General features: G+C 72.5%; 14 protein-coding genes and 1 riboswitch. Of the genes, 12 read left to right on the top strand and 2 right to left on the bottom strand.

From position 1 onward, the window contains the following. The first annotated feature begins 2 nt into the window (after window positions 1–2). Together rplQ and truA are read left to right on the top strand one after the other, a co-directional pair. A complete protein-coding gene (rplQ, locus tag AB0368_RS11460) occupies window positions 3–590 on the top strand; it encodes a 50S ribosomal protein L17 (protein ID WP_366153714.1) in 588 nt (195 codons plus the stop codon). 76 nt (window positions 591–666) lie between these two features. Continuing rightward, on the top strand, window positions 667–1,482 hold the full coding sequence (gene truA / locus AB0368_RS11455; protein ID WP_366153713.1) for a tRNA pseudouridine(38-40) synthase TruA: 816 nt from the start codon (window positions 667–669) through the stop codon (window positions 1,480–1,482). A 6-nt stretch (window positions 1,483–1,488) separates the two neighbouring features. Here truA and AB0368_RS11450 read toward each other — a convergent pair whose 3' ends face one another. Further along, window positions 1,489–2,535 carry a hypothetical protein gene (locus AB0368_RS11450; RefSeq protein WP_366153712.1) on the bottom strand — a complete coding sequence of 349 codons (1,047 nt, stop codon included), beginning with the start codon at window positions 2,533–2,535 and terminating at the stop codon, window positions 1,489–1,491. Window positions 2,536–2,631: 96 nt separating this feature from the next. On the opposite strand from AB0368_RS11450, the gene AB0368_RS11445 reads away from it, so the two are divergent. The 10 genes from AB0368_RS11445 to AB0368_RS11400 all read left to right on the top strand — a co-directional run bounded on the left by AB0368_RS11445 (window position 2,632) and on the right by AB0368_RS11400 (window position 12,711). After that, window positions 2,632–3,255 (top strand): methyltransferase, encoded by a 624-nt coding sequence (locus AB0368_RS11445; protein ID WP_366153711.1) that lies wholly within the window; start codon window positions 2,632–2,634, stop codon window positions 3,253–3,255. A 31-nt stretch (window positions 3,256–3,286) separates the two neighbouring features. Beyond that, a complete protein-coding gene (locus AB0368_RS11440; protein ID WP_366153710.1) occupies window positions 3,287–4,942 on the top strand; it encodes an ATP-binding cassette domain-containing protein in 1,656 nt (551 codons plus the stop codon). Between the two features lie 45 nt (window positions 4,943–4,987). Then, window positions 4,988–5,099: riboswitch (TPP riboswitch) on the top strand. Next, window positions 5,093–5,737: a thiamine phosphate synthase gene (thiE, locus tag AB0368_RS11435; protein WP_366153709.1), complete on the top strand. Its 645-nt coding sequence runs from the start codon at window positions 5,093–5,095 to the stop codon at window positions 5,735–5,737. (Overlaps the previous riboswitch by 7 nt.) Beyond that, window positions 5,734–6,762, top strand: coding sequence for a glycine oxidase ThiO (gene thiO / locus AB0368_RS11430; protein WP_366153708.1), 1,029 nt, complete (start codon window positions 5,734–5,736; stop codon window positions 6,760–6,762). Before thiE ends, thiO begins: the two co-directional genes overlap by 4 nt. After that, window positions 6,759–6,959, top strand: coding sequence for a sulfur carrier protein ThiS (gene thiS / locus AB0368_RS11425; RefSeq protein WP_366153707.1), 201 nt, complete (start codon window positions 6,759–6,761; stop codon window positions 6,957–6,959). The genes thiO and thiS overlap by 4 nt, the downstream gene beginning before the upstream one ends. A gap of 1 nt (window position 6,960) precedes the next feature. Beyond that, complete coding sequence (locus AB0368_RS11420; RefSeq protein WP_366153706.1) at window positions 6,961–7,710, top strand: thiazole synthase; 750 nt, start codon at window positions 6,961–6,963, stop codon at window positions 7,708–7,710. Then, on the top strand, window positions 7,704–8,258 hold the full coding sequence (locus AB0368_RS11415) for a thiamine phosphate synthase (RefSeq protein WP_366153705.1): 555 nt from the start codon (window positions 7,704–7,706) through the stop codon (window positions 8,256–8,258). The genes AB0368_RS11420 and AB0368_RS11415 overlap by 7 nt, the downstream gene beginning before the upstream one ends. Further along, entirely contained in the window at window positions 8,255–9,013 is a 759-nt protein-coding gene (gene thiD / locus AB0368_RS11410; protein ID WP_366153704.1) for a bifunctional hydroxymethylpyrimidine kinase/phosphomethylpyrimidine kinase, read from the top strand. The genes AB0368_RS11415 and thiD overlap by 4 nt, the downstream gene beginning before the upstream one ends. Before the next feature lie 75 nt (window positions 9,014–9,088). After that, the gene (gene thiC, locus AB0368_RS11405) at window positions 9,089–10,684 is read left to right on the top strand and encodes a phosphomethylpyrimidine synthase ThiC (RefSeq protein WP_366153703.1); all 1,596 of its coding nucleotides are present in this window, start codon (window positions 9,089–9,091) and stop codon (window positions 10,682–10,684) included. Window positions 10,685–10,797: 113 nt separating this feature from the next. Beyond that, window positions 10,798–12,711, top strand: a complete 1,914-nt coding sequence (locus AB0368_RS11400; protein ID WP_366153702.1) for a cellulase family glycosylhydrolase — start codon at window positions 10,798–10,800, stop codon at window positions 12,709–12,711. Here the strand turns inward: AB0368_RS11400 and AB0368_RS11395 are convergent. Continuing rightward, the gene (locus AB0368_RS11395; protein WP_366153701.1) at window positions 12,708–14,171 is read right to left on the bottom strand and encodes an FAD-dependent oxidoreductase; all 1,464 of its coding nucleotides are present in this window, start codon (window positions 14,169–14,171) and stop codon (window positions 12,708–12,710) included. The genes AB0368_RS11400 and AB0368_RS11395 overlap by 4 nt on opposite strands. Window positions 14,172–14,215: the final 44 nt, after the last annotated feature.

The raw sequence follows: 14,215 nt of genomic DNA, 5'->3' as shown, positions 1-14,215 counted from the left end.
AAATGCCCACGCCCACCAAGGGTCCCCGCCTCGGCGGCAGCCCGGCGCACGAGAAGCTGCTGCTGGCCAACCTGGCCACGGAGCTCTTCCGGCACGGGAAGATCAAGACGACCGAGACCAAGGCGAAGCGCCTGCGCCCCCTGGCGGAGCAGCTGATCACCAAGGCCAAGCGCGGTGACCTGCACGCCCGCCGCCGGGTGCTGACCGTCGTCAAGGACAAGGACGTCGTCTACTCGCTGTTCGAGCAGATCGCGCCGCGCTACGGCAACCGGCCGGGTGGCTACACCCGCATCACCAAGACCGGTCCGCGCAAGGGCGATGCCGCTCCGATGGCGATCATCGAGCTGGTCGAGGAGCTGCAGGTCGCGGCCACCACGGCGCCGGCCAAGAAGGCTGCCCGCAAGGCCGCCGCGCAGCAGGACAAGGTCGAGGCGCTCGCCCGCGAGGACGAGGCCCCGGCCACGACGGCTCCCGCCGCGGACGAGGCTCCGGCCGCCGACCAGGACTCCGAGCCGCCGGTGAACGCGTCCGGCGACAAGGGCGCCGAGGGCCCGGGCGACCAGGCCGAGGGCGAAGACACCAAGGCCTGATCAGGCACGTGCGGCCCGGCACCCTTCGCGGGGTGCCGGGCCGTTTCGCATCTTCCGTACGGACGAAGGACCGGTTTTGCCCGACACGACTCGTCTGCGCCTCGACGTCTCCTACGACGGCGGGGACTTCTCGGGCTGGGCGGTCCAGCCCGCCCGGCGCACGGTGGCCGGCGCGCTGACCGAGGCGCTCGGAACGCTCGTCGGGCCGGACCTGCCGCTCGGGCTGACCGTGGCCGGCCGTACGGACGCGGGGGTGCACGCCACCGGGCAGGTGTGCCACATCGAGCTGCCGGTCGACACCTGGGAGGCGCTGCGGGAATCGCTGCTGCGCCGGCTCGCGGCGCTGATGCCACCGGACGCCCGGGTGAAGGCGGTGACGCCCGTGCCCGCCACCTTCGATGCCCGCTTCTCGGCCACGTACCGCCGCTATGAGTACCGGGTCGCGGACACGGTGTTCGGGCCGGAGCCGTTGCGGCGCCACGACACGCTCGGCTGGGTGCGCCCGCTCGACCTGGACCGGCTCAACGAGGCGGCGGCGGGGCTGGTGGGGTTGCACGACTTCGCCGCGTACTGCAAGCGCAAGGAGCACGCGACCACCGTGCGCGCGATCACCCGGCTGGAGTGGCGCCGGGAGCCGGACGGGATCGCGGTCGCAACCGTGCAGGCGGACGCGTTCTGCCAGGCGATGGTGCGCAGCCTGGTGGGGGCGATGCTGACGGTGGGCGACGGCCGGCGGGATCCCGGCTGGCCGGCGAAGCTGCTGACGCTGCGGGAACGGTCCAGCGAGGTGACGGTCGCGCCGGCGCACGGGCTGACGCTGGTGGCGGTCGGCTACCCGGACGAGGCTGAGTACGCCAGCCGAGCGGACGCGACCCGCCGCCTGCGCGCCTGACCTGGCTTACGGGGTGGCGCTGCGCTTACCCAGGACGTCCTCGGCCAAGTAGTGCTCGACGAGGTCGGCCGTGATCCGTTCCGAGTACGGGTCGTCGTCGGCGACCAGGGTGCCGTCCGGGCGCGAGATGGCGCAGTAGAGCAGGTAGTGGCCCACGTTGTGCCAGCCGACCTGGGTCAGCGGCGGGGCCGGCGCGTCGCCGGTTCCCAGCGCCGCGAAGCTGCCGCGGCCGGACTCGACCAGGATCTCGGTATCGTCGCCGACTGCCTTGGCGTCGTCCGCGTCGGGCAGGTTGAAGATGCCGGCGGTGACCCGGTAGGCGCCGTACGGGGCGATCATGGCTGCCCGGACCACCTGGCTGCACCCGCGCTCGCTGAGCACCCCGCCGAGATCGCCGGTGGTGGCGACGCCGCAGTCGGTGTCGATGTGGGTCATCGTGACCCGGTACGGGGCGGCGCCGGTCGCGGACCGGATCTCGCGGCTGCCGAACACTTCCCCCCGCGTGAGCGGACTGGCGTCCACGGCGCGGGAGCTGATCGCCTCCGCCACGGTCCCCGGCGGCGCCGACGAGCCGTCGACCGGGCCGCGGCTCTCCTCGGCGATCACGAAGAACAGGGTGAGCACGACGATCGACGTCATGATGAGGGCGCCCAGGCCGCTCAACAGCAATTGCAGCGCCTGCTGCGGCTGGGCCAGAGGGTGCAGCGGGCCGCCGGGCCGGCGGGGAACGCTGCGGACCGCGGCACGCGGCCACAGGCGCTGCGTGGTCTCGTCCTGAGGCCGGATCCGGGAGGGCACCGCACCCGCGGCGAGGGCCGAGCGGGCCGTGACGAGAAGCCTGTCCGCGAGCGAGAACCGGACAGGGTGCTCCCGGCGTCGGGGGCCGTGTCTCTCGGGGGTGCGCATCCGCGGGATCACGACGGCCGCCCGGTGGGGTCGCCGGTGCTGAGCCGTGGTGGACGCGGGGGCGGTCATCCGTACGAGGGCCTGGATCGCGAGTCCACTTCCCGGATTTGCGCGATGGGCGGAGCGGGAGTGGGAGTCGCGGAGCATGGGTGCCACGGTAGGAGCGCACCGTGATCGATGAACGCACAGATTGTGCGGCACCCCGGTGGGCCGGGTGTCGTTGCGCGGCGGGAGACTGACGGGGTGAGCGCCGACCATTACTTCAGTGCCGAGCCGGCCACCCCCGAGACCCGGGGACGGATCGAGTTCTCCGCGGCCGGGCGTGCGTACGACCTGACGGTCGCGCGCGGGGTCTTCTCCGCCGGGCGGCTCGACCCGGGCACGGCCGTCCTGCTGCGCAAGGCGGACCTGCCGACCGCGGCGACCACGGGCACCCTGCTCGACCTGGGCTGCGGGTACGGGCCGATCGCGTGCGTCCTGGCCGGCGAGGCACCGGCCGCCACGGTGTACGCGATCGACGTCAACTCCCGCGCCCGGGACCTGACCGCCGAGAACGCCACGGCACTCGGGCTGGCCGAGCGGATCCGGGTCTGCGCGCCCGACGAGGTGCCTGACGGTGTCGCGTTCGACGAGATCTGGAGCAACCCGCCTACCCACGTCGGCAAGGCCGAGCTGCACGCGCTGATGGACCGCTGGCTGGCCCGGCTGGCGCCCACGGGCGTGGCCTGGCTGGTGATCAACCGCAACCTCGGCGGTGACTCGCTGCACACCTGGCTGACCGACCGGGACTGGGACGTGCGGCGTACGGCCAGCCAGCGCGGCTTCCGGGTGTTGAGGGTGACGCGGGGCCCCGGGAAAACCGACTGACCCGCGCCGTTTCCTCGGGGAGGATGGCCGCGTGGGATACGTGGATGTCGCCGGGGTCGGGTTCGTGCTGCCGGACGGACGGGAGCTCTTCTCCGACGTGTCGTTCCGGGTGGGCGAGGGCGCGAAGGTGGCGCTCGTCGGACCGAACGGGGCCGGGAAGACCACCCTGCTGCGGATGGTCGCCGGTGACCTCGCCGTGCCGGTCGGTGCCGTGGCGCGTTCCGGCGGGCTCGGCGTCATGCGCCAGTTCATCGGGATGATCGGCGACGACCGTACCCTCGCTGATCTCGCTCTTTCGTTGGTGGCGCCGGGCCTGCGGGCGGCGGGGGAGGCGCTGGCCGACGCCGATGCCGCGTTGACGTCCGCGCCCGAGGCGGAGAAGGCGCAGCTGCGGTTCGCCAACGCGCTGACCGGGTGGGGCGAGGCCGGCGGCTACGACGCCGAGGTGCTCTTCGACACGGTCGCCGTTGCCATCCTCGGCAAGCCGTGGGACGAGGTACGCACCCGCCCGGTGCGCACGCTTTCCGGCGGGCAGCAGAAGCGGTTCGCGCTCGACCTGCTGCTGCGCGGCGGTGACGAGGTGCTGCTCCTCGACGAGCCGGACAACTTCCTCGACGTGCCCGGCAAGCGGTGGCTGGAGGTGCGGCTGCGGGAGTCGTCGAAGTCGGTGCTCTACGTCTCGCACGACCGGGAGCTGCTGGCGCAGACCGCGACTCGGGTGGTGGCGGTCGAGGGTGGCGGCGCGTGGACCCATCCCGGCGGGTTCGCCTCCTGGCACGAGGCGCGCGCCAATCGTCACGACCGGCTGCTGGAGCTGCGGCGGCGCTGGGACGAGGAGCACGAGAAGCTCCGCGAGCTGGTGTTCACCCTGAAGCAGAAGGCGACGTTCAACGACGGGCTGGCGTCGCGGTACCAGGCCGCCCAGACCCGGCTGCGCAAGTTCGAGGAAGCCGGTCCGCCGCCGCTTCCGCCCAAGGAACAGTCGCTGCGGATGAACCTGCGCGGTGGGCGTACCGGAAAACGGGCCGTGGTCTGCACGAACCTGGAGATGGAGGACCTGACCTTCCCCTTCGACCTGGAGATCTGGTACGGCGACCGGGTCGCCGTCCTGGGCGCGAACGGCACCGGCAAGTCGCACTTCCTGCGGCTGCTGGCGGCCGGTGGCACCGCCCCCGAGGCCGACAACAAGCCGGTCGACGGCGCGCCGCTCGCCCACGTCGCGCACAGCGGCACGGCACGGCTCGGCGCGCGGGTCCGGCCGGGGCACTTCTCGCAGACCCACGACCGGCCGGAGCTTGTCGACCGCACCCTCGTCGAGATCCTGTGGCGCGGCGACGATCACCGGTCCGGAATGGACCGTGCCGGGGCGATGAAGGCGCTCAACCGGTACGAGCTGGCCGCGCAGGGTGATCAGCGGTTCGGCACGCTTTCCGGCGGCCAGCAGGCGCGTTTCCTGGTGCTGCTGCTGGAGCTGTCGGGTGCCACCGTGCTGCTGCTGGACGAGCCGACGGACAACCTGGACCTGGCGTCGGCGGAGGCGCTGGAGGAGGGCCTGAAGGCGTTCGAGGGCACGGTGATAGCCGTCACCCACGACCGCTGGTTCACCCGCGGCTTCGACCGGTTCGTGCTCTTCCAGGGCGACGGTGAGGTCGTGGAGACCCCGGAGCCGGTCTGGGACGTCCGCTGACGGGGCTTTACGCGGACGGCGGCGCGGCGCTAGTGTCGGCGTCGGAACCAACCCCACGGGAGTCCGGTGCACCGGGCTGAGAGGGGGGCTGATGCGGCCCCCGACCGTCGAACCTGATCCGGGTCATGCCGGCGCAGGGAGGAGTGCGTTGTGGACCCTGTCTTCCCGTGTCTGCATGTCATCACCGACGCCCGCCCCGGGCGTGACCCGATCGCCGTCGCCGCCGCCGCGGTGGCCGCCGCCCAGCGGCTCGGGGCGGCCCACCGGCTGGCGATCCAGGTCCGGGTCGAGGACGACGTCACGGACCGGGTTCTCTTCCAGCTGGCCACCGAAATCGTGGCCCGGTGCCGGCCCACCGGCGTGCGATGCCTGGTCAACGACCGGTTGCACGTCGCGCTGGCGGTGGACGCCGACGGGGCGCACGTCGGCGCCGACGACCTGCCGGTCGCGGCGGCGCGCAAGGTGCTCGGCGACCACGGCGTGCTCGGCGCCACCTGCCGGGACCCCGCGGCGGCGCGTGCCGCCACGGCCGCCGGCGCCACCTACCTGGGCGTGGGGCCCGCCTTCGCGACCGTCACGAAGACCGGCTTGCCGGCGCCGTTGGGGCCCGAGCGGATCGGCGAGGTGGCACGGGCTGTGCCGGGCGTACCGGTCGTGGCGATCGGTGGGGTCACTGTGGACAATGCCGCCGACCTGGTCCGGTCGGGCGCGACCGGGGTCGCCGTGGTGGGCGCCGTCGCGAACGCCGCGGACCCGGGAGAGGCCATCGAGCGCCTGCTGAAGGTCCTGCCGTGACGGACCTGACCGTGGTGGGCGGCGGGATCATCGGTCTCGCCGTCGCGTGGCGGTGCCGGCAGCGGGGGATGCGGGTCACCGTGCACGACGGCGGGGCCGACGACGCCGCCTGGTACGCGGCCGCCGGCATGCTGGCCCCGGTGGCCGAGGCGGCGTTCGGGCAGGAGGCGCTGACCGCCCTCGGGATCGAATCGGCGTCCCGCTGGCCCGGCTTCGCCGCCGAGCTGCGTGAGGAGACCGGACTGGACGTGGGCTTCGACCCCCGAGGATCGCTGGCCGTCGCCCTGACCGGCGACGATCTGGCCGAGGCTCAGCGGCTGTGGGCGTACAGGGAGGAGCACGACCTCAAGGTGCGCCGGCTGCTGCCCAGCGCCGTGCGCGACCTGGAACCCGCGCTGTCCCCGCGGTTACGCGGCGGGGCGTACGTCCCGGACGACTGTCAGGTCGACCCGCGGCGGGTGGTCGCCGCGCTGCGGGCCGCCCTCGGCGAGGCGGTGGTGCCGGGGAAGGTCACCGAGCTCCCGCCGGGGCCGGTGGTGGTGGCGGCCGGCACCGGGACCGCCGCGCTGACCGGGTTGCCGGTGCGCCCGGTGAAGGGTCTGGTGCTGCGCCTGCGCGGTGAGCCGGGGGTGCTGCGGCACGTCGTGGTGGCGTACGCGGACGGGCGTCATGTCTACCTCGTCCCCCGCTCGGACGGCGAGGTGGTCGTCGGCGCCACGCAGGAGGAACGGGCCGACTTCGCCGTGACCGCCGGTGCCGTGCTCGAGCTGCTGCGCGCCGCGACCGATGTCGTGCCCGAGCTGGGCGAGCTGACCCTGAGAGAGACCGTCGTGCGGCACCGTCCATCCACTCCGGACAACGCGCCGCTGCTCGGCCGGCTGCGCGACGACATCTTCGTCGCGGCCGGTCACCACCGCAACGGCGTACTGCTCGCGCCCGTCACCGCCGATCTCATCGCCGACCTGGTGCTCACCGGCCGGCCCGATCCGTTGCTCGAAGCGTTCGCGTCCGGGAGGTTCGCATGAGGGTCACCGTCAACGGCGCCGGCCGCACCATCGACGCCGGCAGCACCGTCGAGCGGCTGGTCGCCGCCGTCACCGAGGCCCGGCGCGGCGTCGCGGTGGCCGTGAACGGCGAGGTCGTTCCCCGCTCCTCCTGGCCGGCGGCGCATTTGACCGAGGGTGACCGCGTCGAGGTCCTCACCGCGGCCCAGGGAGGCTGACGTGGAGGACCTTTTCGGGGAGTCGCGGCTCATCCTCGGCACCGGCGGGGCGGAGAGCCTCGCCGCGCTGGAGGCGGCGATCGTGGCCTCCGGTACGCAGATGGTGACCGTGGCGCTGCGCCGGGTGGACGCGGCCGGCCCGGGCCTGCTGCCGCTGCTGGACCGGCTGGGTATGCGGGTGCTGCCGAACACGGCGGGGTGCTACACCGCCACGGACGCCGTCAAGGCCGCGCACCTCGCCCGGGACGCGTTCGAGACCGACCTGATCAAGCTCGAGGTCATCGGCGACGAGCGGACCCTGCTGCCGGACGGCGTGGAGCTGCTCCGGGCCGCGGAAACCCTGGTCGGCGACGGGTTCCGGGTGCTGCCGTACACGAGCGACGATCCGATCCTGGCCCGGCGGCTGGCCGACACCGGCTGCACGGCGGTCATGCCCGCGGGCGCGCCGATCGGGTCGGGGCTGGGGATCACCAATCCGCATCACATCCGGCTGATCCGCGACAGTGTGGACGTACCCGTGATCCTCGACGCCGGGATCGGTACCGCCTCGGACGCGGCGCTGGCGATGGAGCTGGGCTGCGACGCCGTGCTCATCGCCTCGGCGGTGACCCGGGCGGCGGACCCGGCGCGGATGGCGGCGGCCATGCGGCATGCCGTCGAGGCCGGCCGGCTCGCCGCCGGTGCCGGCCGGATCCCCAAGCGCTATCACGCCCTGGCCTCCACGTCCGACGAGGGCATGCCGGCATGGTGACCCCGTCGGGCGTCGTCGTGCTCACCGACCGGCGGCTCGCCGCCGGGCCGCTGGTCGAGGTGGTCCGGGCCGCGGTTCGCGGCGGCGCGTCGTGGATCGTCCTGCGTGAGAAGGATCTTCCGTACGGGCAGCGCTCGGCACTCGCCTCAGAGCTGAGAGCAGTGGCCCCGGTGATCGTGGCGGGTCCCGATCCGTTGGGTGGCAAGGCCGTCCATCTGTCCGCTGTGGATAGCCGGCCGCCTGGCATGGATCTTGTGGGACGCTCGTGGCATGGCGTCGAACACCTGTCCGATGAGGACTACGTCACCGTGTCACCGATCTTTCCCACCGCGTCGAAGCCCGGGTACGGCCCGGCTCTCGGTGTGGCGCAGGCCGCCGAGCTGGCGGGGAAACGGCGGTGGCTGGCGCTGGGCGGGGTCGACTCGGCGGAGCGGGCGTATTCATGCGTGCGAGGGGGTGCCGCCGGCGTGGCGGTGATGGGAGCGATCATGCGGTCGGACGATCCGGAGAAGACAACGCGGATGCTGGTCGAGGCGGTGGTTTCGTGACCCCGGCGGTCGTGCTGAGCATTGCGGGGTCGGATTCCGGGGGTGGGGCCGGGATTCAGGCCGATCTCAAGACCTTTGGGGCGCTGGGGACGTACGGGGTTTGCGTGATCACCGCGATCACCGCGCAGAACACGCTCGGCGTGACCGCGATCCACTCGGTGCCGGCGGACATCGTCGCGGCGCAGCTGGACGCCGTGCTCGGGGACTTCGAGGTGGCGGCGGTCAAGGTCGGCATGGTGGGGGATCCCGCCGTCGCCGCGGTGATCGCCGCCCGGGCTTCGGAGCTGCCGAACCTGGTGGTGGATCCGGTGCTCGTCGCCACCAGTGGCAGCCGGTTGTCCGGTGTTGCGGCTGTTGCGCCGCTGATCCCGTACCCGCGGGTTCTGACGCCGAACCGGCACGAAGCCGGCGCCCTCCTCGGGTCCCGGGTCGAGACGGCCAAGGAGATGGCCCGGGCGGCGGCCGCGCTGGCCTCGCGGGGGCCGGAGGCGGTCGTCGTCACCGGCAGTGAGCTGGCCGTCGATGTGCTGCACGTTCACGGCCGCACCGAGACGTTGCAGGGCGAGCCGGTGCCGACCGCCAACAACCACGGGTCCGGCTGCACGTTCTCGTCCGCGATCGCCGCGCGGCTCGCGCTGGGCGACGACATCGCGGCGGCGGTAGGGAACGCCAAGTCCTATGTGGCGCGGGCGCTGGCGGGCGGCCGCGACTGGAAGCTCGGAGCGGGGCCGGGGCCACTGCACCACTTCGCCTGAGCGGTCGAGGAAAGCCACCGGCGCGGTCCCTCGCGGCCTTGGAGCGCCCGGTTCATCACGATTTGGGGAGGAAACATGAGGCGCAAGGTGTACATCGAAGGATCCCGTCCGGACCTGCGGGTGCCGTTCGCGGAGATCGAGCTGACCGGCGACAACCCGCCGGTGCGGCTCTACGACACGTCCGGTCCCGGCAGCGACCCCGAAATCGGCCTGCCGCCGCTGCGCGGTCCGTGGATCGCGGCCCGCGGCGACGTCGCACCGGTCGCGGGCGGGGGGACGCCGCTGGCCGGCGAGCGCCCGACGCAGCTCGCGTACGCCCGCGCGGGCATCGTGACCGACGAGATGGAGTTCGTCGCGATCCGCGAGAACGTCGACCCTTCCGTCGTCCGTGAGGAGATCGCGGCAGGTCGAGCCGTGCTGCCCGCCAACGTCAACCACCCCGAGACCGAGCCGATGATCATCGGTTCCCGGTTCCTGGTGAAGATCAACGCCAACATCGGTACGTCCGCCGTCACGTCCTCGATCGCCGAGGAGGTCGACAAGCTCACCTGGTCCACCCGGTGGGGCGCCGACACGGTGATGGACCTGTCGACCGGCAAGCGGATCCACGAGACGCGCGAGGCGATCATCCGCAACTCCGCGGTGCCGATCGGGACCGTGCCGATCTACCAGGCGCTCGAGAAGGTCGACGGGGACCCGGTCAAGCTCTCCTGGGAGATCTTCCGCGAGACGGTCATCGAGCAGGCCGAGCAGGGCGTCGACTACATGACCGTCCACGCGGGAGTGCTCCTGCCGTACGTGCCACTGGCCGTGAACCGGGTCACCGGGATCGTGTCGCGGGGCGGCTCGATCATGGCCGCGTGGTGCCTGGCGCACCACCGCGAGAACTTCCTCTACGAGAACTTCGCCGAGCTGTGCGATATCCTCGCCCGCTACGACGTCACCTTCTCGCTGGGCGACGGGCTGCGCCCCGGTTCCATCGCCGATGCCAACGACGAGGCCCAGTTCGCCGAGCTGCGGACGCTGGGCGAGCTGACGCACGTCGCGTGGGAGCACGGCGTGCAGGTGATGATCGAGGGGCCGGGCCACGTGCCCATGCACAAGATCAAGGAGAACGTCGACCTGCAGCAGGAGCTCTGCGCCGGGGCGCCGTTCTACACGCTCGGGCCGCTGACCACGGACATCGCGCCCGCGTACGACCACATCACCTCGGCCATCGGCGCCGCGATGATCGGCATGTTCGGCACGGCGATGCTCTGTTACGTCACGCCGAAGGAGCACCTCGGGCTGCCCGACCGTGACGACGTGAAGGCGGGGGTGATCGCGTACAAGATCGCCGCGCACGCCGCCGACCTGGCCAAGGGGCACCCCGGGGCGCAGGCATGGGACGACGCGCTGTCGAAGGCGCGCTTCGAGTTCCGCTGGGAGGACCAGTTCAACCTGTCGCTGGACCCGGACACCGCGCGGGCGTACCACGACGCGACGCTGCCCGCGGCGCCCGCGAAGACCGCGCACTTCTGCTCGATGTGCGGGCCGAAGTTCTGCTCGATGAAGATCACCCAGGAGCTGAAGGAGTACGCCGCCAAGGGCATGCAGGACAAGAGCGACGAGTTCGTGAACGCGGGGAGTCGCGTGTACCTCCCGGTCACCTCGGCCACGCAAGGCTCGTAGACGTTCACACAGGGGTCGGGGGTGAACCAGGGCTCCTCGGTGGCCCGGTTCGCCCCTCAGGCCGGTTCTTTCATCGGCGTTCGGCTATGCGTTGGCGGTTGTTCTCGTCTTGAATGGAGGCTGAAGCCGAGGGGTTGGAGATCGCCTTGCTGTTCGCTGCCGCGCTGGTCGCCGTTCTGGCCCTGCCCGTCGTGCCCGCGTCTGGCATTGCCGGGTCCGCTACCGGCGGCACGGCCGAGGCCGGTTGGAGGGCGCCGCTGAGCACTCGCGGCCGCTACATCGTCGACGCCGACGGCATGCGGTTCAAGCTGCGCTCCGGCAACTGGCACGGGGCCAGCGGCACGTGGAACGGCTCGGGCGATCCCGCCGACGACGCCAACCATCACGCCGGCGAGAACTCGGGGCGGATGCCGCTCGGGCTCGACCGGGCGCCGCTGGACGAGATCGTCGACGGCTTCCGTTCGATCGGCCTCAACAGCGTGCGGCTGCCGTTCTCCGACGAGATGCTGACCGATCCGCAGCCGGTCACCGACGCCGCGGTGGCGGCCAATCCCGGTCTCCGCGGTATGACGCCCCTCCAGGTATACGACCGGGTGGTCGCTGCCCTCACCGGCGCCGGTCTCGCGGTGATCCTCAACAACCACACCAACACCACCCGCTGGTGCTGCGGCGTCGACGGCAACGAGCGGTGGAACGCCTCGCAGAGCACTCAGGCGTGGGAGGAGAATTGGCTGTCGATGGTCCGCCGCTACCGGGACAACCCCCGGGTGGTGGGGGCGGACCTCTACAACGAGGTGCGCCGCTCGGTCTGGGACGACCCCAACTGGGGACTGGGCGACGACCACGACTGGTTCGCCGCCTCCCAGCGGCTCGGCGACCGGATCCTGCGCGAGGCCAACCCCCACCTGCTGATCATCGTCGAGGGCATCAACTGGACCGGCATCCCCGTGGACGGCCTCCCGCACGAGCGTCCGACGCTGCGGCCCGTACGCGCGCTCTCCCACACGCTGGTGACATCCGGCAAGCTCGTCTACTCCGCCCACTTCTACGACTACACGGGCCCGAACCACAGCGGCGCGACCGGGATCGGCGAGACCAGCGACCCGCGCTACCGCGACCTGAGCCGCGACGAGCTGTACGCCGTCCTCCAGCGCGATGCGTTCTTCGTGACCTCGGAGGCCGGCCGGCATTTCACGGCACCGGTGTGGATCAGTGAGTTCGGCGTGGACGGCAACGCCGCGGCCGGGACGAAACAGCGGGACTGGTTCGACGCCTTCACCGACTACCTGATCGCCGCCGACGCCGACTTCGCGTACTGGCCGGCGGTGGGCTGGGCGGAGAACCGCGGCACCAACGGGTGGGCGCTGCTCTACTGGGACCGGGCCGGCCGCCGAACCGGCCCGTACGACGGTGCCGACTGGCGGGCCCAGGCCTGGACCAGGCTCGTCACCTCCACCACCCGCAGCGGGTACGTCGAACCGGTGCCGCACTGGTCGATGCTGAGCCCGGACCACGGTGACTTCATCGCATCGTCGCGCATGCGGGACCGGCCGGACTGGGATCCCGGCGCGCGCAAGGCCGCATGTCCCGACGGGCAGCGGCTCATCGGCCTCAGCCACACCGGTAACCGCGGCCTCTGCACCGACACGACGGCCGCCGACCTGTGGGCGTCCGCGGGCGATCACCACGTCGTCACCGACGAGCGGTACGTCTCCGGCGAGTGGGCCACGGGCTACACCAAGCTCCAGTGCCCCTCGGGGTCGTTCCTCATCGGGTACGCCGTCCGCGGCGCGGCGGTGTCGAGCGCGTTGTGTGCGGCGTCGGACAGCGCACTGGCGGGCGCCGGGCGGACGGTGTGGTTCGACCGCGGCGACAATCGGCCGGCCGGCGAGCCCGGCGGGGACTTCGCCACCGGCTTCTACAAAGGTCAGTGCGCCGACGGCGAGTACGCGGCCGGCGTCGCCTACACCGGCCGGTTCGGCGCGGCGCGGACCCCCGACGCCCTGTACTGCCGCCGGCTGCCCTAGCGTCCGAACCACCGCCGCAGCGCGGCATCGCGGGTCTCCGGGTCCCCGGCCCAGGCGACGACACCGTCCGGCCGTACCAGCAGCCCCTTGAGGCTTGGCACGCCCGTCCGCAGCACCACCAGCCGATCGTCCTCGTCGCCGGAAGCGGATGGATCGATCAGCACCCCGCGGCCGTCGGACTGGTGGTCGGCCAGCCGGGTGCCGTCGTCCAGCGTCAGGTCCGCCGCGAACCGGCCCACCAGCGGATCGTCGCTGCCCAGGTCGTAGCGCAGCCGCAGCCCGGAGATCCGGCCGGCCATGTATCCCGCGCCGTCCGGCGTGTGGATCAGGTCGTCGATCACCTGCCGCAGCGCCCGTGCGTACGGCTCCGGCCGCATCATGTGCACCTGGGACCGCGACCAGTCCAGCACCGCCGCACCGACCGGGTGCCGCTCGGCCGTGTACGTGTCGAGCAGCCCTTCCGGCGCCCACCCGCGCAGTACGGCGGCCAGCTTCCAGCCGAGGTTCACCGCGTCCCCGATGCCGAGGTTCAGCCCCTGTCCGCCGAACGGCGAGTGCACGTGGGCGGCGTCGCCGGCCAGCAGCACCCGCCCGGCGCGATAGGTCGTCGCCTGGCGCGCGTTGTCGGTGAACCGGGTCGCGTTCACCACCTCGGTGATCGTCACCGGGACGCCGCTGGTGTGCCGCAGCGACGCCTGCAGTTCGGCCGCGGTGATCGGCGCGTCCCGGTCGGCCGGCGGGCCGTCGAACTCCACGGTCATGATCCGTCCTGGCTGCGGCCCGTGCACGTACAGGCCGGTGCCGGTGGCGTTCCAGCCCGGCCGCAGCTGCTCGTGCCCGGTCATCGCCACGACCGCCTGGTGCCCGGTGATCATCGGATCGGTGCCGGGAAAGTCGAAAAGGGCAAGCTTCCGTACGCTGCTCCGCCCGCCGTCCGCGCCGACCAGCCAGCTCGCCTCGATCACGTCAGGGCCGGCGGTCACGCGTACACAAGAAGGGGTTTGCTCGATCGCGGTGACGGCCACCCCCCGCCGCACCTCGACGCCGAGCGCGGCCACCCACCCGGCCAGGATCTGCTCGATCTGCTGCTGCGAGACGATGGTGGCGGGCGCTCCGACCCCGGCGAGCCAGGGGTCGTGCGGGTCGATCAGGTCGCTCGGGATGAAGATGCCGCCGAAGTGCCCGGCCGCCTTCGGTGGCGGGGGCTCGGCGCCGCCCTGCGCCGTTCTGAACTCGGCCATCTTGGCCAGCGCGGCATCGTGCTCGACCCGCAGCGCGGGCAGCAGGCCGCGACGGTCGAACGCCGCCACCGTCGCCGCGTTCACCCCGCCGGCGCGGATCGTCGCATCCGGCTCCGTCCGCCGCTCGACCACGATCACGCTCGCCCCACGCAGGGCCAGCTCGCCCGCCGTCATCAGTCCCACCGGGCCCGCGCCGGCCACCACCACGTCGTAAGTCATGCCTCCGAGCATGCGGCAAAACTTTTACCGGGTCAATATTTTGG

It is taken from the genome of Actinoplanes sp. NPDC051475, from assembly GCF_040689425.1.
Lineage (GTDB): Bacteria > Actinomycetota > Actinomycetes > Mycobacteriales > Micromonosporaceae > Actinoplanes.
The sequence above is the reverse complement of the archived record's forward strand: the minus strand, read 5'-3'. Positions and strand labels throughout refer to the sequence as shown.